We start from the raw sequence: 25,431 nt of genomic DNA on the forward strand, positions 1-25,431 counted from the left end.
TAGAAACCGGTGTAGTTTATGCCTAGAATAGCTCTACTAGATTTCTACGTCGAGAAGCTGGGCGCGGAGTTGGGCTTGTTTGGGGACTGGGAGGTACCGATGAGGTTTACGAACGCGATAGAAGAACACCTGGCTGTTAGAACCAGCGTAGCATTCTTCGACGTTTCACATATGGGTAGGGTCCTGTTAAGGGGGCCCGATGTCGTACCATTCATACAGTACATTTACACGAAGGATCTTTCTAAGACCAAGCAGAGCTTTATGAGCGGCCCTACCCTGGCCTTAACCGGGTTGGCGAGAGTTCGGGACGACGAGATGTTATATAGGGTTAGTGACGAGGAGTGGCTAGTCGTACCTAACGCGCTTGCCAGGGAAAAGATGTTGAAGTACTTCAACTGGATAATAAACGAGAAGAACTACAAAGTCGAGGTCGTAGACATGACTGACAAGTACTCCATGATAGCGATCCAAGGGCCCGACTCGCCAGGAACATTGGAATCTCTTGGAGCAAGGTGGACCGGTGATCTGAAACCGCTTGAATTCAGGTTAAACGAGGAAATAGGAAATTCGAAGGTATTCTTGGTAAGTAGAAGTGGGTGGACCGGTGAAGACGGGTTTGAAGTATGGGGTGAACATGGAGAGATCAAGAAACTCGTAGATGCATTGTTAGCTAGGGGCGTCAAGCCTGCTGGCCTCATAGCTAGGGATACCCTTAGAGTTGAGATGGGGTTCGTTCTAGGCGAACACGAATACGGCGAAGACCCCTTAAAGTACCCCTGCGCGATCTCACTTAGATACGGTATGGGGGCTATCTCCTGGGAGAAGCGCGGATTTGTGGGCGAAGAGGCTCTAAGGGCCTGTAGAAGGGAAGGCGTTAGATGGATCAGGATTGGGTTAAGGATGGGTAAGGAGGCTGGTAGGCTATTTCCGCGGCCAGGACATGGCGTGTACGTGGACGATGTATGGATTGGCTGGATTACCAGTGGGTGCTATTCTCCGGTATTGAACCGGGGTATCGCGATGGCGTACGTTGACACAAGGTATTCAGTGTTCGGCGAGGAAGTGAGCGTCGAAATACATGGAAGGCGGTATCCGGCTAAGATCGTGGACTTTCCGTTCATAGACAAGAGGTAATCGTGCTCAACTACTGGTGCCTCGAGGATAGATATTAAATTCCCTGTGCTAGCTTAACTTGGGGATTTTAGATGGCGGAATATGGAGAGTCGCCGGGCTTAAACGCGCTAATAGACCTCTACCCAGACCTCAAGGAGGTGGTTGAACTTACAGTAAATCACACGCTATGGAGGAAGAGAGACTGTATCAACATGATTGCGAGTGAAAATGTCATGTCTCCGTTAGCTATGTTGCTGTACATGAATGACTCTATGCACAGGTATGCTGAAGGTAAGCCGTATAAGAGGTTTTACCAGGGCCTGAGATACGTTGACGCCTTAGAGGTCAAGGTGCAAAAACTCGTAGGTGAATTACTCGGAACAGAATATGTGGATTTAAGGCCTATTAGCGGTACAACTGCTAACGCCTCAGTGTTCAGGGCCTTCACCAAGCCCGGTGACAAGGCCACAGTAGCACCTGTACAGGCAGGCGCGCACGTAAGCCACACTAGGTTTGGTACTCTGGGAGCACTTGGAATAGAGCAAATAGAGCTACCGGTGGATCTTGAAAACTGGAACATAGACGTGGAGAAAGCAGTCAAGCTCATTGAGCAGATCAAGCCGAAGATCGTCACGCTGGGCGGATCGCTATACCTCTTCCCACACCCGACAAAAGAGATTTCCGAGGTAGCACATGCTGTCGGCGCCAAGGTAATACACGACGTAGCGCACGTGTTAGGGCTCATAGTAGGCGGGGTGTGGGAAAACCCACTAAAGCTAGGTGCGGACGTCATAACATCATCTACTCATAAGACATTTCCCGGACCGCAGGGAGGTCTAATAGCTACCTCTAATGAGGGAGATTACAAAGAGGTCGGTAAAGTGGTGTTCCCCATGTTCGTGTCGAACCACCACTTACATAGGTTAGCTGCAACGGGCGTAACAGCCATTGAGATGAAGATCTGGGGAAGGGATTATGCCCAACAGGTAGTTAGGAATTCAAAGGCGCTTGCCGAAGCCCTCGCCGCTGAGGGTTTCAAGGTCGCACTAGAGCACCTCGGTTACACGTCAAGCCACCAGGCAGTGATAGACGTCTCGCAGCTGGGTAGGGGAACGAAGTGCGCTATATTACTAGAAGAGGCGAATATCATCGTTAACAAGAACATGCTACCCTATGATAGACCCGAGGACGTTAAAGATCCCAGCGGGCTTAGATTAGGAACGCAAGAGCTCACCCGGTGGGGCATGAAAGAGGGTGAAATGCGCGAAATAGCGAGGTTTATGAAGATGATTTTAATAGACAAAAGGGACCCCGCTGAAGTGAGGCGCAAAGTCATTGAATTCAGAAAGGAATTCCTGGAGGTGCACTACGGTTTTAAGATCACTAGAGAGGATGAAGTCAGGTTGCTAAAAACAATGCTACACGCCGAGGAATAGCTTTTTTATGCGCATCATGCATTTACTCGCACGGTGACGCCCATTGAGCGACATACTGGTCAAAGTGAAAGGTAAGGAGTACGTTGTGAAGGTGGACAGAAAATATACCGAGACGGATGAATGGGCGCTTCTAGAAGGTAGAAGAGTCCGCTGTGGCATAACGGACTACGCTCAGAAGGAGCTTAAAGACATCGTGGCGGTAGAGCTACCCACAGTGGGAAGAGTAGTTAGAAAGGGAGAGGAGTTAGGTATGATAGACTCCGTAAAAGCTACTGCACCGTATTGTGCACCGGTATCTGGAAGGATCGTCGAAGTGAATAGACAACTGGAAACATCACCAGAGCTCCTCAATAAGGATCCCTATGGAGAGGGCTGGATCATCGCGATAGAGCCCACAGACCTTTCAGAATACGAGTCTCTACTTACACCCGAAAAGTACGCCGAGAAGATTAAGGAGAGTAAGAGGTAGCTTTTTACCCACACCCCCCTTCTTAGCTAAAAGCCAATTGCACAGGAAAGGCGTACTTAAGTCGCCTCTACAGTAATACGTAGAGGTGGAAGTGTATGTTGTGGAGCATCACGCACGCTCCAAGTCCAGGGGAACTCGCGAAGGTAATAGATCACACTTTCCTACGGCCTGATGCAAGCTACGAAGCACTGGAAAAATACATCGAAGACGTTAAGAAGTACGGGTTTAAGCTGTTAATGGTTCCGCTATCGCTTGCCGAGAAGGTGCTTGAGATCGCAGGTAGAAGCATTGATTTAGGGGTCGTCGTAGGCTTTCCGCTGGGCAACACTTCCACGAGGGCCAAGGTCGCGGAGGCCATCGAGGCGGCAGAGCTAGGCGTAAGTGAAATAGACATGGTTATGAACATCAATGCCTTTAAATCCGCTGATTACAACCGGGTCTTACTAGATATTAAGAGCGTAGTACAAGCCGCTAAAAGCCGCGGCGTTAAAGCCGTCAAGGTGATCATCGAGACCGGTCTTCTCGGAGACGAGGAGAAGGTTAAAGCCGTAGACATGATTGTAAAGGCGGGGGCTGACTTCGTCAAAACATGTACAGGCTTTTTAGGGCCGGTTGTAACCGTTCACGATGTATCGTTGCTTGTCAGGGCTAGTAGAGGCAGGATAGCAGTTAAGGCGTCGGGCGGCATTAGGCATGCATTAGATGCACTAGTGATGATCAGTGCAGGTGCTAATAGGATTGGGACTAGTAACGGAGATAAGATTATGGAAGAGTACATTAGATTGAGAGAAGAATTAGGGGGATAGTAGACATGGAGGGAGTATACGTAATAGAGCCCGCTGGCATGCACTTAAAGCTGTTGCTTAAGGTTAACAGAGTATTTGCGTTAGAGAAATCGCCCTACCAGGAAGTAGTGTTCGCTGAGATCGAGGGTTTTGGCAAGAGCTTACTACTAGATAAGTTCATACAAAGCACAGAGAAGGATGAGCACATATACCATGAACTCTTGGTACACCCCGCCATGGCTCTCCACCGAAACCCCGAGAAAGTACTAATACTAGGCGGTGGAGAAGGTGCTACTCTAAGAGAGGTTTTAAAGCATAATACTGTTAAGGAAGTGGTGATGGTCGACATAGACCCGGTCGTGGTAGAATTCTCGAAGAAGTACCTTGAACACATGCATCAAGGTAGTTTTGACGATCCCCGTAGCAAGGTCATTATAATGGACGGTAAAGACTACATTAAGCGGGGACCGAGTAGCTACTTCGACGTCGTAATCATGGACTTGACGGACCCCTACGCGAGCGAAGTCGCCCGACCGCTTTACAGCTCGGAGGCGTTTGCCGAGATTAAGAGGATATTAAAGCCTGAAGGCGTCGTGGTAACTCAAGCTGGTAGTAGTTACTTCTACCCAGGAGAATACAAGTACGTGCTAAACAATGTTAAAAGCTCGTTTAAGCACGTTTCGGAGTATTGGTTCTGGATACCGAGCTTTGGGTTAAACGTAAATTTCATCGTGGGATCTAATGCATACAGATTGGAGGATGCCGTAAACTACATCGATGAAAGGTTAAGAGAACGTGGTGTCGTAACGAAGCTGGTTTCAGGTAGGCTTATTGAAGGGCTGTTAAAGATCGGGGTCCTTTACCCGTAAGACTCCTTACTCCATAGTTTTCTTTTCCACAACTAAAACGCCATCGGATTTCATGGAGACAACCACCACTCTCTCCCCCGCATTGATCTCCTTGCTGGATGTAGCCCTCCAATACTCACCTTCTATTTTAACGAAACCCACCTTCCCCGGCTTTATGTCTTCCACTACTATGCCTTCCTTCCCCTCCGGGGTGTACAATATTGGTTTCTTGCGCTTCACTTGAATCACTTTGAATAGTACTATGCCGAGAAATGTGCCCAGAGTTGTCGCCATTCCAAATATAAATGCCCTTAAAGCCATTAAGTACTCTCCTTGCGGCACTACACCGGTTGGTATATACATGGGTAACAGCGCGAAGCCGAGCGTTATCAGTACAATACCGCTTATTCCAACTACGCCGAAACCTGGCAGTATAAAGAGCTCTACTGCTAGTAAAATAGCACCTAGCAGCATGAAGAACACCGATACCAAGTTGGGGTTTACTCCCGTGCCCACGAGTCCAAGTAGTATCAGCGCTACTGCGAGTGGGAGTACAACAAGCCTACCTGAGGCTAGGGCAAAGATGGCTGCCAGAACACCTACACTTAGCAGGGCATTCGCCAAGTAGGCGTTAGATAGTAGTGACAAGAATCTAGACCTAACGCTACACGTATAGCCTTCAATGAAGCCTTCAGGCACCTCGAGACGGTACCTTACCCCTCTCTTTTCGATTACAAGCCCATTTAACCTCGAGATGAGCTCCTCGAAATTAGCAACTTCAAAGTCCCCGACTCCGAGCGAGGTAGCCGTAGAAGAGTCTACGACCTTTGCGTTGACAATGAAATCCATTATCAATGTAACATTGCGTCTTCTCGGCTCACTGTAAACTTTGGCTTTACCAATGATCGGCTCAAGTATTTTCGACTCATTTACAAACGTTACTTCTCCGGTAACAGGGTTCACCATTATGGGCTTCATTGCCCCTATAATTGACCCCCTTTGAAGCGCAATGATGTCTGCTGGGAGGATTATTAGCGTACCTGCGCTGAGAGCCTTATTTTCAACGTAAGCAACTGCTGGCACGTGAGAGTAGTAGACTGCATCCCCCATGGCGAAAGCTGCATCGAGATATCCACCGTAAGAGTTAACCTTGTACAGTAGCATAGCACCTGCAGACTCCGCGTACTTAACAGCGTCAAGGAAGCACTCCGCCGCCCCGCTGTCAATGGTATCCCACGGAGGGGCTATCTCGACGACAACCGCCTTAGAAACCACCCTCTCCTCGCCGAAATCGCTAGAGGAGTATGTTAAAAAACCGAAGTTTGAGGCTAGCGTAAAACAGGCTAGAACGCTCAGAACCATGAAAGCCGATAGCACTACCGCTAAAAGAGGTATTTTCACCCAGTACCACCGGTTCTCTTTTCATGCTCCTTTAGCGCCTTCTGAGCCGCCACAACTTCGCCGAAAAGTCTTCCACCTGCTTCTGTTACCACGACGAGAGACTTTTCCCTCGCAACTTCGATCAGTGTTTGAAGCTCCCTGAGTCTCAGCGCAACGGGGTGCTCTTCGTAAAGTCTAGCAGCCTCCGTTAGTATCGTTGATGCTTGCTTCTCTCCTTCAGCCTCGATTATCCTAGCCCGCCTCCACCTCTCCGCTTCAGCCTGCTTGGCCATGGCCCGCTTCATTTCCTCCGGTAATTCAACCGTCTTAATCGTTACAGCTGCAATTTTTATACCCCATGGAATGGTCATTTCGTCTAGAATCCCGGTTATCTTCTTATTTAGCTCGTCTCTTCTCTGTAAAAGATCATCGAGGTCGGCTTGCCCGAGAATGTCTCTTAAAACGGTCTGCGCTAGTAGACTCACGGCATAGTGGTAATTAGCTAGCCTGGTTACGGCAGCTATGGGGTCTATGACCCTGTAGTAGACAACAGCATCTACAGTCACGCTCACATTGTCTCGCGTAAGTATTTCTTGCTTTGGTACGTCAACTGTGACCACCCTTAAGTCAACCTTGTTAACGGTGTCTACGAAAGGCATGACAAAGACGAGTCCAGGGCCGATCGCGCCACGTAGCCTTCCCAGCCTGAAAACCACGAGCCTTTCGTACTCTTTGACGACTTTAATAGCGGACACCAGTATAGGCATGCCTATCAGTAAGACAACGAGTAGGAGTACTAATTGCCATAGCTCGGGCAAGTTTAACCCACCACTTGTAGATAACGTGAAACGCTGTTATATACGTATTACTTGTTACGTGCACACACATATACAGCACTCCTCGACACCAAGCACGGTGATAAAAACACGCAGAAGCCCCTAAGGGCACGTATTTCGTGGACCTTTGAGGAGAGTTAGGGCCTGGTGACGCTTTTAATTATCATCTACGTAAAGTAACTGGTGTGGCGGGATCTTGAAAATTGATAGCGAACTCCGAGGTATTTTGAAAACAAGCTTACCATTAGTAGTTGTGGAGCTGGTTGCGAGCTTATATTCTCTCACCGACACGTACTTTGTTAGCGGGCTCGGTGCAGAGGCGCTTGCCGCGCTCGGAATATCGGGCTACATCATCATGCTCCTTCAGACGTTTAACACGCTCTTCGTAGTGCCTCTCATGGTTTTCACGTCGCAGTGTATTGGCGCAGGTAAACGCGATCTGGCCAGGCTAGTAACTGGTGAGGTGATTTTTCTCGGACTCGTTACGGTGATAGTGCTTTCTCTTGCATGGTTCTCCTTGGGGGATAAGATAGTAAAGCTTCAATCGGGTGCCAGCGGTCTTACATTCATGTACGCTACGAGCTACCTGCGCATAAGGATTGCTGGTTTTGTTGCCTTATACCTAACGATGTCGTTCGACTCCATGATCATAGCTTCGGGAGCCACGGTTTACTCCATGATAGCGAATAGTGTGGGACTCGCACTAAACGCTGTATTAGATCCGCTAATGATCTACGGTTACTTCGGGCTACCTGCACTAGGTGTGAACGGCGCCGCCCTGGCGACAGTGGTATCTAATGCTGTTAGCATACCAATACAACTCTACTTCCTAAAGGGCCTGAAGCTAGTACCGCTATTCTCCATGCAGCCATCTACGTGGAGGAAGTCACTCGACCTAGGAATACCCGCCTTCATAGAAAGAGCAGTGTTTGCGCTAGGCAATAACGTATACGCGGGTATAATTGCAAGGCTAGGTAGCGTTGTAATGGCCGCACATAATATAGGTTTAAGGATTGAGAGCCTCATATACATGCCGGGTTTTGCATTCTCCATGACGGCATCCGCACTTGTAGGCAAGTACGTGGGGTCTGGACAATTAAGTGAAGCTAAAAGAGCAGGGTGGAAAGCTATAGTTCTTGGCACACTCGTTGTGGGCGTTCTAGGCGTCATAGTAGGTCTAACTGGTTACTACCTCGCGCAGCCCTTCTCACCGAGTGAAGAGATCAGAAAACTAGCTTCGCTGTACCTAGCACTAGCAGGGTTCAGCGAGTTCGGCCTAGGTGCGGCAATGATCACTAGCGGGGCTTTCCGCGGAGCGGGCAATACACGCATACCAATGCTCGTTAACGTATCTTCCCTGCTCCTAATTAGAATAACCCTATCGCTACTTCTTGCAGGGCCTCTGGGAGCACTAGGACCCTGGTTAGCGATGTTCATAGACGTCTACGTAAGGGGCGCAGGGCTACTTACCCTCTACAAATGTACATTCGAAAAGCTCGCAAAGAAAATTGTTTAATTCCATTAATTCCATAGCAGTAGCCTTCCGTAGCGACATTGCACTGAATTTATAGGCGTGTAGCAGATATTAAAGAGATAGTGCACTCGAGCAGGGGTTCGTATGGGGCTTCTACGCAGTTCACGCACAATACTGTTCGCCGTGCTGGTAGCTCAACTAATACTTCTGGGCTTGTTAACGCAACTCGTCGTAGTCGGTAGCGGAGACTGCCTATCAACCACTTTCTTCTACGTTTACGGCTCTACTCAGTGTCCTTATTGCAGGTCCCTTGACGCCTTCTTCAACCAGAGCTTCCCAGAAAAACACTACTTCTGCCCGGTGAACCTTGACGAGAAGTGCTATAAGGAGTACGAGGTGCTTGTAACGTCCATAACGGGGAGAGATGCTGTACCTCAAACACTGGTTTTAAGGAATGAGTCGGGGAGACTTGTAGCAACGGCAATAGTTATTGGGGCCGTGATGGAGCAGTCCTTCTGGGAGCAACTGGCGTGCGGTAAGCCGGTTAACGAGATACCCATATATAGCGGTGTAAAGCAAGTTGCATCCGCACCAGCTAATAGCGTTATCAACTTCATTGACACGATAAGTGGTTTAAGCTATAGTTATAGTAAACCGGGAATCAGTGGCACATCCACTACAGTCAATACTGAAGGATGCCTTTCAAACGTGTTATTTTACATGTATGGCCAGACTACTTGTCCTCACTGTAGTAGCCAGGATAATTTCTTCAAACAATACTTCCCCCACAATTACTTCTACTGCCCGATAGATAAGTACCGGGAATGCTACGATGCCGCTTCGCGGTTTGTCTCATTTTTGGCAAGTAAAGGTGTGCCTTTAGATATTGCTAGAAGCATACCCCAAATTGTAGCCTTAAAAAACGACACGGATTCACCTTCAATACTCGCAGTAGTGGTTGGCGAGCTCAGGGAGAGGTCCTTCTGGCTACAACTAGCGTGCTCTGCGCCTAGTACCGTGATCCCCGTATACGTAAGCACTGGTTCAAGTGGGTCTCCAATAGCGATGATAGATGTTAATACAATGAACCATTCCGGATTAATCAATAATTACATAGTGTTTCCAACAACCCACAGCGAGGCGCTAAACTCACAGACCTTGGGAGTTATAGTTGTGGTTACCGTGCTCACCGTGACGCTTGGAGGTTACACGATCTACGCGCGTACTCGTAGGCGCGTGAAAAGGCCGGCTTCTAGTAGAAGGGGTTCCTGAAATTTGCCTAGAGGATCACCTCATCTATATGAGTCATCACTACTTAGCGTCCTCTCTGAAGTTTTTAAGATAAGCTGTAATATTCAGTGATGAGAAGGTGGGTTTACGTGAGCACAAAGGATACTGTGAGGAAGGCCCTTGCAAAGGTAATACTATACGCGGTACTAGTAGCGGTTATAATGGGCGTATTACAGTGGTTCTTCTCGCAGGGACTAGATTTAATAGTGGTGTACACCAAGCTCGAAGGGCTATTAGTGGCTAAGGACTACGCGGTGTACGTTTACATCATTGTGCTACTAGTGCTTGGCTGGTTAGTGGTAAACGCTATTGCATCAATGTTCTACACCATGCTGAAACCAAAATACGGGTCTCAAACAGCTGTGGCCGTTAAGAGCATGATCAGCATATTAGGGCTCGGCGCGCTTCTAGCCGGCATCGCCGGTGGAGTGGCCGGTGGCGCGGCAGGGGTGGCGTTAGGTGGATTTATAGGATTAGTCATAGGGTTTGCCACGCAACAGGTGCTCGGCCAAGCGGTGGCGGGAATGTTCATCCTACTAGCGAGGCCCTTTAAGATCGGCGACTTGATAGACATTGCTGGCGAGAGTGAAGTTCAAGTAAGGGACATCACCACGTTATTCACCACGGTAAGCAGGAAAGACGGATTAGATGTTCTAATACCTAACTCTGCGATTATTGGCCAGAAAATAGTGATTAGGCGGCGCAGTGAGAAGTAGCTTAGACATGTAATTACCTGTCTATTAGCCTGCTTCCCCCGTTCAGCCCTTCTCCATATTAACCCTTCTTTTAATTCAGTGTTCAAGAAGACCTAGACAGCAAAGGTGGTTACCGGTGAGTGCTAATAGCTTATCTGAGAAGCTCATTGAACTCTTAAGTGCAGGTAGGTTGAGCGAGACCGTTGAACTACTAAGGTCGCTTCCATCACACGAGGTGGTAGAAGCCCTGCTAAGGCTAAGCAGCGGGGACAGGACTCGATTATTGACCGTACTAGACCTCGATACGATCTCAGAAGAGCTCGCCAAGCTACCCGTGGAAATAATTCACGAAATCGCACGTGTCAAGGGCTTAGACGACATAGTAAAGGTTATTAAAAAGCTCCCAGTAGATGAAATAGCTGACATCGTCGCTAAATTGCCGCACAAAATGAGGATTGAAGTCCTAAGGTCTATACCCGGCGATCTCGCGCAAACCGTTGCTAAGCTTGCAAAGTTCCCTCCTGAAAGTGTTGGCGGTGTGATGACAACCATGGTACCCGTCTTTAGCGGCGACCTAGCGGTTGGTAACGCCATTGAGGAGTACATACATAAGTCTAAACAGGGGCTTTACGAGAGTAGCCACTACGTTTACGTAGTCGACCACGACGGTAAATTAATAGGTTATACTGATGTGAAGACCCTGCTTACAAAGCCACGAGATACTAAGCTTTCTAAATGCACTCTACCGGTTAAGGTGACTGTAACGCCTTTTGACGACCGCGAAGTCGCCGCTAAGGTTGCCATAAACTATGACTTGATGGAAGTCCCCGTTGTAGACTTCGATGGGAGGTTTATGGGCATAGTCACGCTAGACGACCTACTTGACGTTGTCGTGAGCGAGTACTCGGAAGACCTGCTAAAGTACGCCGGTTTCGTTGAAGCAGTTAAGGGAAGTTACGTCACCGAAAACCCACTCAAGCTTGCACTTAAACGAGTTCCAGTACTCATCTACCTGTACCTAGTAAACACTATTACAGGCAGTGTAGTGGCGTCCTTTACTACCGTAATCGAAAGGGTTGCCGTGTTGGCTGCCTTCATGCCGATGTTGGCGGATAACTCCGGTAACATTGGTGCGCAGGCATCGGCGCTTGTACTAAGAGGCCTTGTAACCGGCGAAATAAGGCTCTCTAGAAGGGACTTAGCCATGTTACTCATAAAGGAGTTTACGGCAACTACGGTAATGATTACCATACTAGCGCCGATAGCATTCGCTATAGGGTTTTTAATACCCTTCCTAGCGGTTGGAGGGCTGTTCAGCGCGATTAGAGTGGCTAGTGTGGTCGCGATTGCACTAGTAGTATCCTGTTACGTAGCAGATGTTGTGGGAGCGTTTCTTCCAGTAGTATTGGCGAAGCTTAGAATAGACCCGGCCACAGCGTCAGCTCCACTCGTTACCAGCATAGCAGATATAATAACGGTAACGGTGTACTTCATGACAGCTGCTCTACTGTTCATGGTTTAATGGCCTGAATATAGACTGTAAATAAACATTAACAAGGAAGGTGGTGCACCGCTCGCCCTGAATGTTTACCCCGGGGACCTCCACCACCCAGCACCCCCCGAAAACACTGAGAAAAATGCCCTTCAACTTGTGTAGCTCTATTTTGGGGCCGAGCAGGGAACGTCATTATGGTACTGTAACTAAGTGGTTAATAGAAGTGTGCGGCTCTTCCGGAGATGTCGTGATCAGTCAAGGCCGATCATATCACCAGTCAATGCCACCTGGGCTCATCACCACGATTATTGAGTATCTCTTAAACTAACTAATAAAACATAGTATATTTGGTCTATGCAAGCCCATATCTATATATTTCCCATTAAGGCGTATTTGTGCTTGGGGACGCGCACTTTGCAGATTATTCATACAAGCGACCTTCACCTCGTACCGGAGATGTTTGAAAATACTCCGGTGGAAGAGGCATTTTATAACGTGTTTGGTGAGATAGCCGAGAAAACCATTGAGAGTGGAGTTAAGTACCTGCTTATCGCTGGGGACATGTTTGATAAGCCTAGTCCGCCCCTCGGTATTGTGATGAAGGCTGTTAGTGTTCTAAGGAGATTACGTGAGAACGGTGTTAGGGTCGTAGTAGTGCCGGGCAACCACGACGTATCCCGCAGTAGGCCCGGCGTTTTAAACTTACTAGCAGAAGCCGGTTTAATTCATCTACTTGAATTTTCCGAGGAAATGGGCTGGCTACTATTAAATCCACTCGTATTCGAGGACGATAAGCTAGTTCTCTACGGCATACCCGGTTTTCCGGGAGGCGGTTCGCGCGAAGTGAGGTTCTTGAAGCAGGGACTCGTAAAGTTCAAGAACTTATCCACTTACAAGAACTACAACGTAGTCGTACTAGCTCACATTAACACGAAGTTCGCTGGTTATGACCCCTCAAGGTATTATAACAGATATGGTAAGCTATACCTGGAATATGAGGATCTATTACGCCGATTTCCTGGAAATACCATTTACGTTGCTCTGGGTCACATTCACCTCCCTATACCACTAGACACGGCTTTCAGGAGTAACATTGCATATCCCGGTGCACCGATCGGGATGAACGTAGGGGATTTACTAGAAACAGCCGAGCTCGAGAAGCTCGGGGCCTTTAGGCGCTCACTCCTAGTGGATACTTCAAGTACGCTGCCACTAGTAAAGTCTATTCGGCTTGAATCAGCCCTCTCAGTACTTCACGAAAACGTTACAGTGAAAGGTATTGACGAGCTAAAGGATCGACTGGCCGAGCTTGTAGGCAGAGCTGAGGGATCAGGATATACTGCTTTGATCGTAGACGTTAATGGCATGGATAGGCTTAATAGCGAGATAGAGGCCTTTAGGAGGGACCTCATGAAGAAGAAAAACGTATATATCAAGCTAAGACTCGTAGATGCCGTGAAGGCCCTTCCCATACCGGTAGTAACTATAAATGCGCAAGCACGCCAGGACCTTTCAATACCCGAAATCGAGCTCAACGTCTTGAAGGAATTTATCTCTAAGCATAGACTAAATATGACGGCTGACAAGCTTAAGCGAATTATAGACCTCCTGGGTAGCCCGTATGATGTGTCTCCCGAGAGGCTTCTAGAGGAGGTCATTAAGGAACTAGGTGAACTTAAAAGTTGAACTACGTTCTTAGCGAAAACTACGAAAGACTTCTCAGTGTCATACGGCATGTTGTGAAAGCAATGAGGCAGGATTATGTTGCCTCGCGAGAAAGCAGTATTGTAAGGGACCGGGAAGAGGTTTATAAAGCATACTACAAGGTCACACCTCTTACTCCCACTACCCAGGAGAGGCCCGTAGTATTCGTAGACGCCGGCTATCACGTAGCGGAGTCCGATGTCGCTTCCCTGATCTTCGTGAACATCGGGGGTTGTGTCAGGGACGAGGAGGGCAAGCTACGATTTGCGGGGGATATCGGGGATTACCCCAACACAGAGTCCTATTTCATATATGGCAGATGGCTCGAAGTGGCGGGGGAACCTAAATACTCGGTCCGGGTAATTCCCGTAGAGGAGTCTGCTTTACTGTTTAACGAGGAAAAAGCCTTGAACACCTCGGAGGAGTTAACGGAGCTTGTAAACAAGGGCTTTAGCAGGGCGCTCTCCAGAGAAAGGGCCATTAAGCTCTTCAAGCGCCTCGTCAAGTACATTGAAAGCCTCCTCGAAGTGGCATACACAGTTAAGCTCGCTAAACGCGTAGGTGTGAACAGCATAAACGTGGTGGACGGGACTCTTGCGAGGTGGTTTGGAGTGAGGCAAGTTAAGTTCTTCGGCTTTGAGGGACTAGACATACTTAAAGTGCTTACTTGGTGCACCAAAGAACAGTTATTAGACACGCTTACTAGGATTTATGGACTGGTAAAAACAACCAAGTTCACTACTGTGGCTAGAGCTAGGTGGTTGTTTAGAAGCAGCATCTCAAGCCCACTAGGACTCTACACGTCAACCGGTGCAGATCTCGCGAAGAAGGCCGCCCGGTTAATTGATGAGGGGATCAAAAAGAAGTATGGCGAGGACCTTGCACAAGAGACAACTTTGTTGTTTAATAGAAAAGTACACCCGAAAACTGGTATTTGGGCCGTGAGATTTCCTCTCACAACGGACGGCACCGTAGTACTGCACCTGGAAGCACATTCACTGAAACCCGTTATTTGGTACGATGAAAGTAGTAGAAGCATAGTAGCAGATCCGCGGACAGCAGACGAGCTGGGCATTCTCGTAGCGGGTATAGTGGAGGAGATAATGGCTTATAGGACGAATTCCCACGGGCTTCTACCGCATGGATTCATGGAGATAGACGAGAGGGTGCGAATCCCGCTTAGCTTCTATCACCGGCTCGAAGACATATTCGTGCAGGTAATTAGAGAAGAAACGGGTGAGGAGGGGCACCCGTTAGAACATCTGTTCGGTGCATTCAAGAGAATAAGGCTTGGTTACGCTTAGAGGTGGATACGTTGATTAAAGTAGGCTTCGTTAGGGGCTGGGAAAACGACGTTGTTCATGTAGCTGTAAGCGAGAAGTACATTCCCGAGTTCGGCGACCTGCTCTATGCGCGGGAAAGGCAGGACAATACCGTCAGGACCATACTGATGGAAGTCGTAGGCTTCGAAAGCCAAGCACCAGGGGCTTTAGGGCCCGTGGAAACTCAGCCCACCATACTCCGCGTACAGGAAAGGGTGATCGTGAAAGCGAGGCTTTTCATCGAGATCTCCAAGAGCGGTAGCGAGGTAATGCTAGTTAAGGCTTCTAAACCACCTTCGCTACTCTCACCGGTGTACCTCATTCGCCGAGGTGATGCGGAATCTGAAGAGATTATGAACGATATAAGTCGGTACAGCTACATGAGACGGGGTTCTAGTAGTAAGGGGATCGGTGCCGTTGTTCTCCGCTCAGGTGTGGCTCACAACGAGCTCCTCGCGCAGGAGAAGCACTTCATGAACGCCTCGTTCAGCGTGGAGTTACCTGAATTACTTAGAAAACACGTACTTGTCGCCGGCCAGACTGCCTCAGGCAAAACCAGTGGCGTTCAAGGGTTGCTACTGAAGTACGCATTAGAGTCCTCCGATAAAATAGGCTGGCTGGTGATAGATAGGCACGGCGAGTACACCCCCTCGGAGGGCTACGTAAAGGACCGGTTTATTGGGATGCTCGTGGATAGCATTGCATTAAACACCGATCTCGGAGACGATGTTAAGGTCTATACGTACAGGCTTATACAGGCCTCTCACAGTAAAAAACCCCTTGCAACCATACCTGGACGCTTTGACGTAAAGGAGTTGCCCATAAAGGCCAGTAGCGTCACTTTCTCGGACTTCGCAGCACTAGAGGAAGTGGGGCTTGAAAAAGCCTCGTTGATTGAGGAGTTCTTGAACATACTCGTAGATGTATTCAAGTACATTGAGCTAGGTGGTGCCGAGAAACTGCACTCGAGCAGGCTTCCAATAGTCAAGTCCGTAGATCTCTTCATGCACGCCGATCAGCCGGAGACTTCTACTGCAAACATGCTTGCATTAATACCATTATTAGCAGATAACATGGTGAGGTATGAAGGCGTGGGGTTGCCGAGGAAGGACAAGAAAGGCCTACATAAGGTACTTGTAGACAGGGGTATTGATGCCCGTATTACACGAACGCTACGCAGGCTAATACTATCGATAATGGGCTGGAGGGTTAGAATCGTAAACATCGATAAGGAGAAAAGTGTGGTTGTTCTTGACGACTCCAGAAGCATAGTGAAAGTGTCACCCACACTCAAAGACCCCCAGGAACTACCATGCCTCCTAGAAGCAATAAGCCATACACTTGAAAGGCTCGAAAAGGCTGGTGCAGCTAACTATAAGTGGAAAGGCATATGCAAGAACGATATTTTAGAGGTTAAAGGCGAAGAAGGCCTAGATGTTGATGAAATCGTCGAGCACGTAGATAGAGGGAACGTGGTGATACTGGATGTGTCGTCGCTTAGTACAACCCAAGCCGACTTACTGGTGCTTACCGTTGCTAGAAGGCTTTTCGAATACAGGCTCGAACTCGGTGTAGAAGAGTCGAAGAAAAGGCCAGTTATATCAATCGTCTCGGAAGAGGCCCCGCTTTACTTAAGCCCCGAAAAAGTCAAGAGCCCCTTCAACCCGTTTGCTAGAATTGCTCGCGAAGGCAGAAAATTTGGTATAGGGCTTCTCGCAATAACGCAACTCGCTACAATGATCGAGAAACAATTACTAGGCAACTTTAACACATTCATAGTTATGAGGACTAGGAGTAGGGGCGACATAGAGTTCTTCAGGGACTTGGGCATACGGGGAGAGACATTGCCGTTCCTCGGTGATAGGGAGTGCTTCATTTACACCCCTGACCTACCTATAAAGGAGCCCATACCAGTGTACATGCCAGCGTGGTTTGATGAGGAATACAGGAAGCTCGTGGAGGAGAGACGCGGGAAAACGAGTCAGGAGATTAAGGTCAGCGGAGAGCTTGCAAAAGTGCTGGAACTGGGTTTTGAGCGATGAGAATACTAGGAGTCCTCGTAGAAAACATCAGAAGCTACAAGAAAGACGTAATCATTCTACCTCCAAACGGTATAACGGTAATCTATGGACCTAGTGGAAGCGGTAAGACAAGCCTACTAATGTCCATCAACTTCGCCCTCTTCGGCATGGCCACGGGCTCGAAAAGCGGAGACCTCTTTGATTCCTACAAAACCCCCCATGGAGTAGACCTCTTGAGAGTGGACAGTGCTCGCGGAAGGGTAAAACTGCTTGTAGCACTAGGTAACAAGCTCTACGTCATTGAGAGAACCCTCGAAAAGCAGGGTAATAGGTTCTCATCGGGAACTGGAGCCGTGGAGGAGTACGCCTTAGATGACCGCGGGGTTTTAAAGCTCGCTAAAAAGAGGGTATTTGAATCTAGGACGGAAATGGATAGCTATATCGCGGACATTCTCGGTGTTCGTGAAAAGAGATCTGAACGGGGCGTTGCAACACCTCTAGTGTACACAACTGCACTTTACGTTCCACAATTCAAGGCCCACGAAGTAATGGCACTCGAGAGTAAGGAGAGAATTGAAATCGTTGAGAGGGCCCTTGGCCTTGAAAAGTACAAGTTATTCAAGAGTAATTACGAAAAAATCCTAAAGGTCCTCAAAGACAGGCTTAAGGAAATTGAAGTGAAAAGTAGCGAGTACTCGAAGAGGCTTAAGGAAAAGAATAAAGATAAATTGCTTAAAGATAAGGAGCAGCTATTAGCAGAGCGCAACAAGGTTATGCAGGAAAAAGACGTGGTTGAAAACGAGTACACTAAGCTAGTAGAGCAGGAAAGGGTGCTTCTGGATAGGCTGAAAAGCCTTGAATTGAAAAAACAGGAGTTGTACAGAAAAGTCGAAGAACATAGAAAGATCGAGGATAAACTGATGGAGGTGGAAAAGAAAATTGCCGAGTTACTCAAGATTGAAGAGTACAGGGGCCATCCAGCTAATAAAGTCGTTGAAATGCTCCAAAAAAAGCTAAGAGAGCTGGAAGCGGAAAAAGGCGCGTTAGAGGGCGAGATCACCAATATAGACGTAAAACTGGCTACCGTAGAAGATGAGCTCGGAAGACTTAGGGCTAAGCTAATATTGCTCGAGAAAAACGCGTCGGAGCGTAAGAAAGAGGCTGAAGTAGTCGGCAATGTCTTAGCTGAAACGGAGAAGGAGTATAAGGAAATAGAAGAGCTGGTTAAAAAAGGCATATGCCCCGTTTGCAGGCAACCTATTACCCACGAACACGGGTTGAAGCTCATCATGGAAAAGAGCAAAAAAATAGATGCTGAAAAAGCTAGGCTTGAACAGCTTTCCAGGGAGCTCGAAGAACTGACCAAGGAGATAGAGGAGTTCAAGAAAGCCGAAAAAGCACTCGAAGAAGAGAAGAGCCGGCTTAGCGAGGAAAGGAGCTCTGTAATGAAGCGGCGAGATGATGTGTTCGGAGAAATCAAGAAATTGTCGGAGTTACTTACCGTACTCAACGAATTACTTTCGCTTAGAAATAGCCTAGTAAGCGAGATAGCGAAGATCAGCGCAGAGGAGATAAGACTTAGCTTGAAGGCTGTGGAAAAGGAAATACCCGGTATATACTCTGAGCTGGAAAAAACACGGCAGCGGATTAAAAGTATTCTAGAGAGGAGAGAGAAGTTAGCGAAAGAGCTGGGTAGAATTGAGGAAGCCCTAAAAGTCGTAGAAAGGGATTTAAGAGAAGTTGAAAAGTTAAACGAGGAGCTCACAAAGATTCAAAGTAAACTAAATACCATGAAAAGTGTAGGCGAGCTCCTCGAACGGGCTTCACAGGCCATAGAAGAGGTCGAGATAAGTGTTTTAAAGATCCTAGCAAGCGAATTCCGCCGCTACTTCTACGAGTACATTGCTGCTCTGATCCCCGATCAGCCGGTGGAGGTTGCTGTAATGGACGATTTTAGCCTGTCACAGAAAATAAAGATCGGTGGGTCTTTTTACGATGTATCATCTCTCAGTGGTGGTCAAAGTACGGCAATCAGCCTCGCGTACAGGCTTGCTTTAAACCAAACCGTGAGAAAGTATTCTCCCACGCTCAGAAAAGGTGTACTAATACTCGATGAGCCTACAACAGGGTTTAGTAGGGAACTCGTAATCAGGCTTAAAGACCTGTTGAAGGGCATGAGCGGCATTGAAGGACAGGTAATAGTTGTAACGCACGATGAAGCACTGATAGAGGCCGGTGACTGCAAAATCAGGCTTAGCTTAGACGTGAACGAGCACAAGACCTTAATAGATTACGAGGATTGCGCTCTCGAAGAGGATTACAGAAGGCTTGTGGAGGATCTACTTAAAGGCAGGCACGAGATCCAGCGAATGGAAGTGCCGAGATCAGCTGACGAGTTTGAACCCAAAGTCACATTCACTACCAGCTAACAAGGAAAAGTTGAGAACATTTGAGTAGCCCCTGCTATAGAAGGGAGCTAGAAAAGCGCGGTAGAATACACCAAGTCCTGACGCAACTTGAAAGGCTGAGGAAATAGCTGTTTTAGATCTGCAATAATGTGCTCGCGACTTTTAGTACTGTAAGATATAACTATAATTGACGGGTTGAACTCCGCTAGGACTTGTCTGCAGGCTCCGCAGGGAGGTATGGGTTTTTCTGCGTCTGTCACTACTGCTATAGCTAGTGGTTTTTTATCACCAGCTGTGATCATCGCCGATACAGCCACCCTTTCAGCGCACATCGTTAACCCATAACTCGAGTTCTCCACGTTTACACCCAGGTGCACTTTATTGCTCTCAGATAATATTGCAGCGGCTACGCGTACACCGCTGTAAGGTGCATAGCTATTTGGTAATACACGTTCGGCCTCTTTTACAAGCCTCCATAGCATTTCTTCGCTGATATTACTCAGCCTGCATCACCTCTATGACGTATAATTCATCATCGATGTCCCACTCTTCGACGAGGCCTCCGAGACTGCCTGCGAACTCCCTGCTACTTGTGATCATTAGTTCGACTGACCTAGTTTCATTCATAATGTACTCCCGCTTCATCTCTAGAAGGCTGATCCGGTCTGCCGGTGCCACCACAATAACCTTGATCTTAGCTAGCAAGGGTAAATTGAGTTTTTTCCTCATAACCTGTATCCTTCTAATAATGTCCCTGGCCAGGCCTTCGGCCACTTCCTCGGTTGTTAACCTAGTGTCCAGCGCTACTACACCGTGCTTGAAGTCCTCCACTAAGAAGCCTTCTACATAATATGGAACGATCTCGACATCCTCTCCCGTGAGCTCTATTTCAACGCCAGCCACAATCGTTCTGTGGACTCCTCTTTCAATAATACACTTTGCCACACTATCGGCATTCATCTCCACGTACTCTAGGATCCTCTTCACTAAATCCCTATACTTAGGTCCCAGCGCTCTGTACTTGGGTTTGACCTTGTAGCGCGTGATGTCGGCTATTTTCTTCGCCTCCGCGATCTCCACCATTTTCGCATTGCACATGAATCTAACTATGTCACTTAGAGACCTCAGCGCTTCCCTGACTTCTTCATTGTCCGTGTATATGGTGATTTTTCTAACGGGTTGTCTTAACTTTAAACCGGCTTTCATGCGTGCGCTTGATGAAGCCCTGTACACCTCGCGAACAATGTCCATGTACTCTTCCAGCCTCCCATCTATGAGCCTGGAATCCACTTCAGGTAGCTTTAGCACGTGCACGCTCGGCGCCCCATAGTAGTCTCTAAAGAGAGCCTGATAGATGTACTCTGCGATAAAGGGTGTTATTGGAGCTATGAGCCTTACTAACCTGTCAAGTACATAGTAAAGTGTAGCATACACAGCCATCTTCTCGGCTACATTTTCCTCGATCCACACTCTAGGCCTGGCCAGCTTAATGTACCAGTGGCTGAGGTCCTCAACGATGAATGACCTTGTAAGCCTAGTCGCTCCTGCTACATCGTAGTTACGCATGTAGCTGTCAAACCGCCGTACCAACGTATTCACTCTGCTAAGAATCCATTTATCCTCCGGTTTCAAGACTTCCATGTACTTTTCTAGCGGATGTTTAGTGGGATCGTAACGGTCAACGTCCATGTAGGTCTTCGCAAAGACCGAGATGTTCCAGAGTATGGTAAGGTCTCTTCGGGCCTCATCGAGCTCTCTCCACGAGAACCTCACGTCTTCCCATACCGTATTGCTCAGTAGCCAGAGCCTTAAGGGGTCTCTACCAGCTTTTTCGATTGCCTCGTCCAAGCCTACGTAATTGCCAAGACTCTTGTGCATTTCCCTACCTTGCTCATCTAGCATGAAACCGTGCACTAATACTGCCCTATAAGGAGCTACATTGAAGCCTAGTACTCCTGATCTTAGTAGCGAGAAGAACCAGCCCCTGATCTGGTCGTGGCCTTCGACGATGAAGTCTAGTATTACGTCTTCTTTTCCAAGCTTGCTGGGGTGCCCCCGCGAAGCGTAAAACGCCACGCCACTATCGAGCCACACGTCTACTACATCCGGTACTCTCTTCATTTTAAGGCTACAGTAGGGGCACTCTAACGTGACTTGGTCGATCCACGGCCTATGAAGCTCTTTGGGCATTGTACCGGAATACCTAACTAATTCCTCCATACTACCTATTACAACTCTATGACCGTTAGGACACGTCCATACGGGTAGCGGTGTTCCCCAGTACCTTTGCCGGGATACAACCCAGTCTTGTACGTTTTCAACCATATTCATTAATCTCGTGAGTGCCCAAGAGGGTATCCAATTAACCTTACTAGCTTCCCTCTTGAGCTCCTCTTTTAACTTGGTAACTTTAATTACCCACTGCCTCGTTGCCCTGAGTATTGTGGGTGTTTTACACCTCCAGCACACAGGGTATCTATGAACTATTGTATCGTGGTGTATTAGCGCGTTTTTTTCTTTAAGGGCATTGATGATGTGCTCGTTAGCCTCTCTCACGTTCATTCCCGAAAACAGTCCAGCTTCTTCGGTAAACTTCCCTTCTTCGTTAACGGGGCATACCACTGCTTCTCGCAGGTTATACCTCAACGCCACCTCGTAGTCTTCAAAGCCGTGTCCCGGCGCTGCGTGCACTAGTCCTGTACCTTCGTACATTGATACGTATTCAGGTGCTAGCAAAACTTTGTGGTAAGCGCTAAGTTTCTCTTGGAGCGGCACGATCTCTTTGAGTGGATGTTCATAAGTATATTTAACGAGCTCTTCTCCCGGAATCTCTTCTACGACTTCGTAGTTCTTGACGCGGCAATCCTTCATGACGGCTTCGAGCCTCTTCGCCGCCATGATCCATGTTTCACCGTTAACTACGACCTTGACGTAAACTTCGTCGGGATGCGCCATTACGAAAACATTGGCGGGAAGCGTCCAAGGCGTGGTAGTCCATACAACCAGGTACGTGTTCGCCTCCTCTCTCAGGGGGAACTTAACATATATGCTTGGATCTTCAATATCTTTATACTCTACCTCGTATTCGGCTAGCGTGGTTGAGCAACGGGGACACCAGTGTACGACTCTATGCTCGGCTTCGAGTAGTCCGCGCACATCAGCTTGTTTAATCAACCACCAAGCTGCTTCAATATATTCATCTGTAAGCGTTAGGTAGGGGTTTTCCCAGTCCATGAATACTCCAAGTTGTTTGAACCATTCAGTCATTACACTCAAGTTCAATACTGCGAATTTTTTGCATTCCTCGATGAACCTATCAATGCCTATTTTTTCTTCTATTTCCTTCTTTAGCTTTATACCTAGCTTCTGTTCAACCTTGACTTCTATTGGAAGGCCGTGGCAGTCATATCCCGGTCTATCGTTTACTCTATACCCCTTCATTCTCATGTATCTAAGTATGGCGTCCTTGAGGGATTTGTTCCACGCAGTACCTATGTGCGGTACGTCACCCGTTGGATAGGGTGGGCCATCTATAAAATTGAAGAACAGAGTGCTTTTACTGGTTTCTCGCTTTACCAGCTGGTATACTTTATTATCCTCCCAGAACTTTAGTACTAGTTTTTCCAGTTCGTGAGGATCGTAAGACCCCGCCATCCTCCACGAGGTTGACATTCGAATTCACCATTCCAAGACTAATTCACTCTGATACGCTCATGGATTAAAATATACTTTTCGCACAGAGCCAAATTAAGAGGGATAATAAAAGCGCTACTAATATGGTAAAGGCCGTTACAAGTGAGGGATGCAACTTAAAGAGTAGCTTAATGTGCAGGAGGACGACCCTGCTACCTAGCTTGGACTTACCGGAGCTCCTACCTTTAAACACATAAGGCTCCTCGCATACCCGCCTAGGCTTCGCCGTACTTAGTATCTCCACCAGTGCTTTGTAGCCCTCTGGTACAATGGGCTTCCACCGTGAAATCACCTCCCTGCGCGCGGCGAAAAACCCGCTAACGGGGTCTTTGACCCCCCGGCACTCCTGAACGAGAAGTCTCGTTACTAGGACTGCTCCAAGGGAGATCAGCTTCCTGGTCAAGTTCCACCTCTCTATTCCGCCCTCCTTCGAGTACCTTGAAGCGATCACTACATCGCATTCTTGAATTTTTGAGACTAGCCTAGGCACGAGGCTTGGAGGGTGCTGTAGATCCGCATCCATTACTACGATCACATCGCCTGAGGCGTTTTTTACACCGTCATATATGGCAGAGGTAAGCCCCATTTTTCCGGGCCTTCTCACGACTTTAACGGGGTGTTTGAACGAGTACGATTCAGCCACCTCGGCTGTTCCGTCAGGACTGTTATCGTCTACTACCACTATTTCGTAGTCGTGTTCCTTGAGGTACTCCGCAAGCAGCTCTATCAGCTTGCCGATGTTTTCTCTTTCATTATACGTGGGGACTACGATTGAAATCCGGGGCTGCGAGGTTTTCATACCCTGTTTTATCATCTCATCCTCCTAGACGCTATTGCCATATAAGCCATCGCTTTGTCTTTGCCAATTAAGGCTAGGAGCGGTGCCGCGCGAGGACCGCTGGGCTTACCAACCAATACTTGGTAGAAGTGCTCATAGAACTTCTTGATGGTCGCGTTTTGGAGCCTTGAGGTGACCGATACTAAGGCCTCCTTCACGGTTTCTTCGCTCCATTCGCTCATAGATTCTAGGTTCTCGTATACACTCTTAAACACGTCCATTAGCTCTACCGGTATCTTCTCGGCCCACTTTTCTGCCTCATCAAGCGTGTTTAGCCTGAATTTCAAGTCGGCGGGACCATACTTCATTAGCCAGCTGTATGCTCTAGGAACGGTTTCCAATATTCTTCGAACACCGTATTCTGTCGGCTCCTCTGAGACGTGCTTACTTGACTTTAACCTCATAATAGCCTCCACGTTCCACTTATCCGGTGGAATGATCTGCGCTAAGATCGCCAAGTGCAGGTATGGTACTTGTTCAGGTGGTTTCCGTGGTGGCGATCCGCGCGGATAGCTAAGCTCGTAGCTTCTGGCGAGTAATACCTCCTCCTCGGGATTGGTTGCTTTTTCGAGCCCATAGTAAAGCCTCTCGGCTTTGAAATAGTTGTTGTAGTATTGAGGAACTTCATGGAGACCTACAGTGAGCTTTTTCATCGGCGGAGTTTTTAAGACAAGAAACCTATAGACATGCGGATGCGCGACTTCTAACCAGTCTCTCGGAGTGAAACCGAGGAAATCGCTACTGCCCATGTCGAACACCCTGCCTTCAATAGTCCTCCACTCTACCCACTCGTATGGTAGCCCTTCTGGCGGTTTCATTGAGTAAACATTTACCGCGAGGTCGACACAGCTATCGCGACTGCCACCAGGCATTGCGTGGTCCTTACCATAAGGCTCAAAGTCTACTTTAAGACTCCACCAAACCCCAACCCACTCTATTCTCCACATTAACTTGCCTTCGCTAATATGCGCCATTCCTCTATGCCTGCAGTTCTCGCACACGTACTCCACATGTTCGTCACCAACCAGCTTAATGGCCTCTGTAGTGTCTATTCTGCCACACTTCTCACATATGGGCTCGAAGGGTATCCAGCCTTCTGAGTAGGGCTTTCTACCACGGTATTTATTCACCACTCTTCTCACATCCTCTCTTCTCCTGATCGTCATCTTCGCGAACTCTAGAAGCCCTTCTTTATAGAGGCTTGTAGTAGTTACTACTTCTATTTCACCATCAGTGAATTCGCCTATGAACGGACCGAACTCGGCCCAGTAGTGCTCGACCCAGTTCGCGTGGCAGGAGTGGGGGTCTGGAACCCGTATTAAGGGCCACCCCGCGTACTTCTTTCCGCGTTCATGATCGCCAAATACGGACACCTGTGCGTCTTTAGCTTTCCACGCGTCTTGTGTGTAGAGGGTGAGGTACTGCTTGATCTTAAGGCCTTTAGATGTCAGTATCTTCCTCAGCGTCTCAGTTATAATGATCTCTCCTCGCAACCTCCCAACATGCTGTAACCCGGATACCGATAGCCCTCCGTTGAATACATAGACTTCTTTTTTCCTCGCCACCAGCGCTTCGTAGAGCTGGTCTGCTAATTCATCTATCCAGTGGCGTGCCATAGATACCT

The 25,431-nt window shown here is 48.1% G+C and carries 19 protein-coding genes; 13 read left to right on the top strand and 6 right to left on the bottom strand.

The annotated features are described in order from the left end of the window. Positions 1-18: 18 nt before the first annotated feature. The 5 genes from QXU03_00470 to QXU03_00490 all read left to right on the top strand — a co-directional run bounded on the left by QXU03_00470 (position 19) and on the right by QXU03_00490 (position 4,672). A complete protein-coding gene (locus QXU03_00470) occupies positions 19-1,134 on the top strand; it encodes a glycine cleavage system aminomethyltransferase GcvT (protein ID MEM2170223.1) in 1,116 nt (371 codons plus the stop codon). Between the two features lie 71 nt (positions 1,135-1,205). After that, entirely contained in the window at positions 1,206-2,549 is a 1,344-nt protein-coding gene (gene glyA, locus QXU03_00475; protein ID MEM2170224.1) for a serine hydroxymethyltransferase, read from the top strand. Between the two features lie 43 nt (positions 2,550-2,592). Next, positions 2,593-3,018 carry a glycine cleavage system protein GcvH gene (gene gcvH / locus QXU03_00480; protein MEM2170225.1) on the top strand — a complete coding sequence of 142 codons (426 nt, stop codon included), beginning with the start codon at positions 2,593-2,595 and terminating at the stop codon, positions 3,016-3,018. A gap of 95 nt (positions 3,019-3,113) precedes the next feature. Next, a complete protein-coding gene (deoC, locus tag QXU03_00485) occupies positions 3,114-3,824 on the top strand; it encodes a deoxyribose-phosphate aldolase (GenBank protein MEM2170226.1) in 711 nt (236 codons plus the stop codon). A 5-nt stretch (positions 3,825-3,829) separates the two neighbouring features. Next, positions 3,830-4,672 carry a methyltransferase domain-containing protein gene (locus tag QXU03_00490; protein ID MEM2170227.1) on the top strand — a complete coding sequence of 281 codons (843 nt, stop codon included), beginning with the start codon at positions 3,830-3,832 and terminating at the stop codon, positions 4,670-4,672. A 6-nt stretch (positions 4,673-4,678) separates the two neighbouring features. Here QXU03_00490 and QXU03_00495 read toward each other — a convergent pair whose 3' ends face one another. Together QXU03_00495 and QXU03_00500 are read right to left on the bottom strand one after the other, a co-directional pair. After that, positions 4,679-6,052 carry an NfeD family protein gene (locus QXU03_00495; GenBank protein ID MEM2170228.1) on the bottom strand — a complete coding sequence of 458 codons (1,374 nt, stop codon included), beginning with the start codon at positions 6,050-6,052 and terminating at the stop codon, positions 4,679-4,681. Next, positions 6,049-6,798 (bottom strand): slipin family protein, encoded by a 750-nt coding sequence (locus tag QXU03_00500; protein ID MEM2170229.1) that lies wholly within the window; start codon positions 6,796-6,798, stop codon positions 6,049-6,051. Before QXU03_00500 ends, QXU03_00495 begins: the two co-directional genes overlap by 4 nt. A 265-nt stretch (positions 6,799-7,063) precedes the next feature. Between QXU03_00500 and QXU03_00505 the strand changes: the two genes are divergently transcribed. The 8 genes from QXU03_00505 to QXU03_00540 all read left to right on the top strand — a co-directional run bounded on the left by QXU03_00505 (position 7,064) and on the right by QXU03_00540 (position 19,297). Then, entirely contained in the window at positions 7,064-8,383 is a 1,320-nt protein-coding gene (locus QXU03_00505; GenBank protein MEM2170230.1) for an MATE family efflux transporter, read from the top strand. Positions 8,384-8,485: 102 nt separating this feature from the next. After that, complete coding sequence (locus QXU03_00510) at positions 8,486-9,613, top strand: hypothetical protein (GenBank protein ID MEM2170231.1); 1,128 nt, start codon at positions 8,486-8,488, stop codon at positions 9,611-9,613. Positions 9,614-9,720: 107 nt separating this feature from the next. Beyond that, positions 9,721-10,347 carry a mechanosensitive ion channel gene (locus QXU03_00515; protein MEM2170232.1) on the top strand — a complete coding sequence of 209 codons (627 nt, stop codon included), beginning with the start codon at positions 9,721-9,723 and terminating at the stop codon, positions 10,345-10,347. A 115-nt stretch (positions 10,348-10,462) separates the two neighbouring features. Continuing rightward, the gene (mgtE, locus tag QXU03_00520; GenBank protein MEM2170233.1) at positions 10,463-11,848 is read left to right on the top strand and encodes a magnesium transporter; all 1,386 of its coding nucleotides are present in this window, start codon (positions 10,463-10,465) and stop codon (positions 11,846-11,848) included. 372 nt (positions 11,849-12,220) lie between these two features. Next, positions 12,221-13,507, top strand: a complete 1,287-nt coding sequence (locus QXU03_00525; GenBank protein ID MEM2170234.1) for a metallophosphoesterase — start codon at positions 12,221-12,223, stop codon at positions 13,505-13,507. Further along, positions 13,504-14,829 (top strand): hypothetical protein, encoded by a 1,326-nt coding sequence (locus QXU03_00530; GenBank protein MEM2170235.1) that lies wholly within the window; start codon positions 13,504-13,506, stop codon positions 14,827-14,829. Before QXU03_00525 ends, QXU03_00530 begins: the two co-directional genes overlap by 4 nt. Positions 14,830-14,831: 2 nt before the next feature. Continuing rightward, the gene (locus QXU03_00535) at positions 14,832-16,889 is read left to right on the top strand and encodes a DUF87 domain-containing protein (protein MEM2170236.1); all 2,058 of its coding nucleotides are present in this window, start codon (positions 14,832-14,834) and stop codon (positions 16,887-16,889) included. After that, a complete protein-coding gene (locus tag QXU03_00540; protein ID MEM2170237.1) occupies positions 16,886-19,297 on the top strand; it encodes an SMC family ATPase in 2,412 nt (803 codons plus the stop codon). Before QXU03_00535 ends, QXU03_00540 begins: the two co-directional genes overlap by 4 nt. Before the next feature lie 47 nt (positions 19,298-19,344). Here the strand turns inward: QXU03_00540 and cdd are convergent, their stop codons facing one another. From cdd to lysS, 4 genes are read right to left on the bottom strand one after another with little or no spacing between them, the layout of a single operon-like run. Next, positions 19,345-19,758, bottom strand: a complete 414-nt coding sequence (gene cdd, locus QXU03_00545; GenBank protein ID MEM2170238.1) for a cytidine deaminase — start codon at positions 19,756-19,758, stop codon at positions 19,345-19,347. Positions 19,759-19,771: 13 nt separating this feature from the next. Beyond that, positions 19,772-22,948 (bottom strand): isoleucine--tRNA ligase, encoded by a 3,177-nt coding sequence (gene ileS, locus QXU03_00550; protein ID MEM2170239.1) that lies wholly within the window; start codon positions 22,946-22,948, stop codon positions 19,772-19,774. Positions 22,949-22,994: 46 nt separating this feature from the next. Next, entirely contained in the window at positions 22,995-23,783 is a 789-nt protein-coding gene (locus tag QXU03_00555; GenBank protein ID MEM2170240.1) for a polyprenol monophosphomannose synthase, read from the bottom strand. Further along, complete coding sequence (gene lysS, locus QXU03_00560) at positions 23,780-25,423, bottom strand: lysine--tRNA ligase (protein MEM2170241.1); 1,644 nt, start codon at positions 25,421-25,423, stop codon at positions 23,780-23,782. The genes QXU03_00555 and lysS overlap by 4 nt, the downstream gene beginning before the upstream one ends. Positions 25,424-25,431: the final 8 nt, after the last annotated feature.

The organism is Desulfurococcaceae archaeon, from assembly GCA_038845865.1.
In the GTDB taxonomy this organism is placed as follows: Archaea; Thermoproteota; Thermoprotei_A; order Sulfolobales; family Desulfurococcaceae; genus UBA285.

What these genes read in the sequence shown, in the direction of transcription:
- QXU03_00470 (MEM2170223.1), top strand. Translation starts at nt 19, where the DNA reads ATGCCTAGAATAGCTCTACTAGATTTCTACGTCGAGAAGCTGGGCGCG.
- glyA (MEM2170224.1), top strand. Translation starts at nt 1,206, where the DNA reads ATGGCGGAATATGGAGAGTCGCCGGGCTTAAACGCGCTAATAGACCTC.
- deoC (MEM2170226.1), top strand. Translation starts at nt 3,114, where the DNA reads ATGTTGTGGAGCATCACGCACGCTCCAAGTCCAGGGGAACTCGCGAAG.
- QXU03_00490 (MEM2170227.1), top strand. Translation starts at nt 3,830, where the DNA reads ATGGAGGGAGTATACGTAATAGAGCCCGCTGGCATGCACTTAAAGCTG.
- QXU03_00500 (MEM2170229.1), bottom strand. Translation starts at nt 6,798, where the DNA reads ATGCCTATACTGGTGTCCGCTATTAAAGTCGTCAAAGAGTACGAAAGG.
- QXU03_00510 (MEM2170231.1), top strand. Translation starts at nt 8,486, where the DNA reads ATGGGGCTTCTACGCAGTTCACGCACAATACTGTTCGCCGTGCTGGTA.
- QXU03_00540 (MEM2170237.1), top strand. Translation starts at nt 16,886, where the DNA reads ATGAGAATACTAGGAGTCCTCGTAGAAAACATCAGAAGCTACAAGAAA.
- cdd (MEM2170238.1), bottom strand. Translation starts at nt 19,758, where the DNA reads ATGCTATGGAGGCTTGTAAAAGAGGCCGAACGTGTATTACCAAATAGC.
- ileS (MEM2170239.1), bottom strand. Translation starts at nt 22,948, where the DNA reads ATGTCAACCTCGTGGAGGATGGCGGGGTCTTACGATCCTCACGAACTG.
- QXU03_00555 (MEM2170240.1), bottom strand. Translation starts at nt 23,783, where the DNA reads ATGATAAAACAGGGTATGAAAACCTCGCAGCCCCGGATTTCAATCGTA.
- lysS (MEM2170241.1), bottom strand. Translation starts at nt 25,423, where the DNA reads ATGGCACGCCACTGGATAGATGAATTAGCAGACCAGCTCTACGAAGCG.